We start from the raw sequence: 2,802 nt of genomic DNA, 5'->3' as shown, positions 1-2,802 counted from the left end.
CGGACTTCAGCTCCCTTACCCCAAGACCGATCAATGTCGGTGCCACGCAAAGAGATGCCCCACACTCGGCCCAGCGGCACGAAGCCAAACGGCCAAGGCCCGGTCAGAAAATCAAGCGCCAGCGCCGCAAGCTCCGGTTCGGGCTCAAACGGCAGACTGAGCGGAATCCTGATGTCGCCGCAATGGACCAAGATATCGGCGAGGGGGTCCAGTGGTCCGAACAGCGGCGGACTCAACGGGTAATCGGCGCACCCATGCAGGGTGGCAACGATTTCGGCTGCCGGCAGCTGCGCGCGACGCCGCGCGAGCTCATCGATCGCGCGAGCCATACTGCTCCGGCGCACCGCCATCCTCATGAACACCCAGAAGCTGTCGGCAAAGACGCTGACCAGATGTGCGGCCACTGTCTTGACATCCCAGCCCACACACAGGCTCGGGGTCGCTAACTGCGCATCGTCCAAGCCATCGATCAGGGTTGCGATCTGACGCCGCTGCGCGGCGACAGCGGCAAAGACCAACTCACGGTCCACCCGCACTAGTGACCGCTCGCGTTTCGGCCGTCGTACTGGGGTGGCTCGATATCAGTCAATCCTTCTCCTCAGTGCCCGCACCAGGGCACGGAGTACCTTAGTATGGAACAGATATTTGGTTCAATGTGGCCTTGGTGCCACCGGAGCTCGTCAACCGGGTCAATCGGGCGGGCAGCCTCGGGGTACCTGCTGCGAGAGGGGGAGGTCAATGCCGCCGTTACGGCCGGCCGATGATGAGGTTGCGGGTGCGCCGGTGCTGGTTGGTGCGCGGTGACGGGCCGGAACACCGCACCGTCGGCAGTGCTGGAGATTGACCCCTCTTTGCGGCGTGCGGCGGGATTCATGCCCCGCAAGGGCCTTACCCGCAGGCTGCGGCTAGTCCGCGCAGCGCACACGTTGGCCGCGCGGGTGATCGGCCTGCGCGGCGTGCAGGTGGCCACGGTCTCGCCGACGGCAAGCGTGCGTATCCATCGACCCAGCGCGATCACCGATGTCGCGCTGCCGGCGGTGTTGTGGATTCATGGCGGGGGCTTTGTCCTCGGGTCGGCACGGCTGGAGGACCGTTCAGCCCGACGAATGGCTCGTGCTCTGGGTGCCTTGGTGGCCTCGGTTGAGTACCGCCTCGCCCCCGAGAACCCCTACCCCGCAGCGCTGGACGATTGCTATGCCGCGCTGCAGTGGCTGCTCACCCAAGCTCACGTTGACTCGCGGCGCGTGGTCATCGCCGGGACCAGTGCTGGTGGTGGGTTGGCGGCGGCCCTGACGCTGCGGGCGGTGGACACCGGGCTGATACATCCGGCCGGTCAGGTGCTGCAGTACCCGATGCTCGACGACCGGACCGTGTCGCGGCCGCGGGTGGCGACGGTGGGTTGGACCTTCGAAGACAACGAGTTCGGTTGGCGCTCGTATCTGGGGGCCCAACCGGGCAGCGACGGCGTGAGTCCCTACGCCGCCCCGGCGCGTCGTGAAGACCTGTCGGGTCTTCCCCCGACGTGGATAGGCGTAGGCACCGCAGATCTCTTTCACCGCGAAGACCTCGAGTACGCCGAGCGGCTGGCAGCCGCGGGCGTTCACACCCGGCTTGATGTCGTTGGTGGCGCATTCCACGGGTTCGACGTCGCTGCGGCTCGCACCGACCTCGCGCGGCGTTTCACCGCCGCCCGACTCGCGGCGACACGTGACTTCCTAGACGCCTGACGGTGCGTCGCGCCAGCCGCAGCCCTCGTCGTCGTCGTCGTCGATAATCCCCAGTTCCGTCAACCGCGACAGGTGCAGTTGATGGGCCACAATGACTGTCTTCGTCGGTTGTTCTGGTGTACTGGCGAAGCGAGCTCGCTAGCGGAAGTGAGCACCTGCTCCGGGTGATGGATAACCGGGATTATCCAACCGACCTTCCGACTTTCAGGCGGAGTTCGGGCCTACACCGATGTGTTTCAGCCGGTCAGACCAGACGTGCGACCGGCATCCGGACGTGTTGGATCAGTCGGTCTGGCTCGTTGGCCCCATATTGGCCCCATGAGACGACCCAAATCGGCCGCAACTGACAGGCTGGATGCGGTGCAATTTTCTTGCGTGTGGTCCGAAGGGCACCACGCGCGCATCCCAATCTGGGAGCAGTTTCACTGCGCCGGCTCAAGCATCAGGCCCCACGGCGTGGTGACGTTGGTGAGCGGTTCGGGCGGCGGGTCGGTGAGCGCGATCAGGTCTCCCGCCAAGCTCGCGGTGCCGCGGCCCTCGAAGAGTGCGACGCAAGCGTTGCCGTCCAGGCGGGACGGGAACCGGACGGCGCCGGCGCCTCGGTCAAAAAGGCCCGCGGCGATCGTCTGCGTGATGGCGCGGCGACTGGTGGTGATCTCGTGTAGATCGAGGTGCCGCAGGTCGTGCTCGAGCAGCAGTTCGACGTGGATGCTCGATCTCCTGGCGTGTGGGGACGTCGGTCAGGTCGATCAAGGGGCCATCGAGCTTGAGGACTGTGGGAACGAGGACGTGCTGTATGCGCCACCGCGCAGTGACCGGCTTCTCAGCGAAGTCTTGAGCGGCCTCGGGTCCGTAGCGCTCGACATGGCGGCGCAGCGCGCCCAGGTTCGGCCGGAAGTCGGCTAGAACCTCGCGGAGACACGTTTCGGCCGAGTCAGCGCAATAGAGCGTGCGGAAACGGCGGTGGACGTCGTCGAAGCGGTGACTGAACTGGTACAGCTGCGGAGTGAAGCCGAGCGGGTCAGCGTAATTGCCAACCCGCCACAGGGTTCGCCCTTGCTCGGGCGCCGCGATC

Annotated in this window: 3 protein-coding genes and 1 pseudogene; 2 read left to right on the top strand and 2 right to left on the bottom strand. The window is 65.9% G+C overall.

What is annotated here, in order from left to right; translation table 11 throughout:
* A partial coding sequence (locus ACLP9N_RS22745) for a maleylpyruvate isomerase family mycothiol-dependent enzyme (protein WP_442409509.1) occupies positions 1 to 530 on the bottom strand: 530 nt, incomplete at its 3' end.
* A 342-nt stretch (positions 531 to 872) separates the two neighbouring features.
* Between ACLP9N_RS22745 and ACLP9N_RS22740 the strand changes: the two genes are divergently transcribed.
* Together ACLP9N_RS22740 and ACLP9N_RS22735 are read left to right on the top strand one after the other, a co-directional pair.
* The gene (locus ACLP9N_RS22740) at positions 873 to 1,727 is read left to right on the top strand and encodes an alpha/beta hydrolase (protein ID WP_442409508.1); all 855 of its coding nucleotides are present in this window, start codon (positions 873 to 875) and stop codon (positions 1,725 to 1,727) included.
* A gap of 708 nt (positions 1,728 to 2,435) precedes the next feature.
* Positions 2,436 to 2,633, top strand: coding sequence for a hypothetical protein (locus ACLP9N_RS22735; protein WP_442409510.1), 198 nt, complete (start codon positions 2,436 to 2,438; stop codon positions 2,631 to 2,633).
* Between the two features lie 18 nt (positions 2,634 to 2,651).
* Here the strand turns inward: ACLP9N_RS22735 and ACLP9N_RS22730 are convergent.
* Positions 2,652 to 2,726 (bottom strand): annotated as a pseudogene (locus ACLP9N_RS22730) (RES family NAD+ phosphorylase); the annotation flags it as partial.
* Positions 2,727 to 2,802: the final 76 nt, after the last annotated feature.

The organism is Mycobacterium sp., assembly GCF_052144515.1.
In the GTDB taxonomy this organism is placed as follows: Bacteria; Actinomycetota; Actinomycetes; order Mycobacteriales; family Mycobacteriaceae; genus Mycobacterium.
The sequence above is the reverse complement of the archived record's forward strand: the minus strand, read 5'-3'. Positions and strand labels throughout refer to the sequence as shown.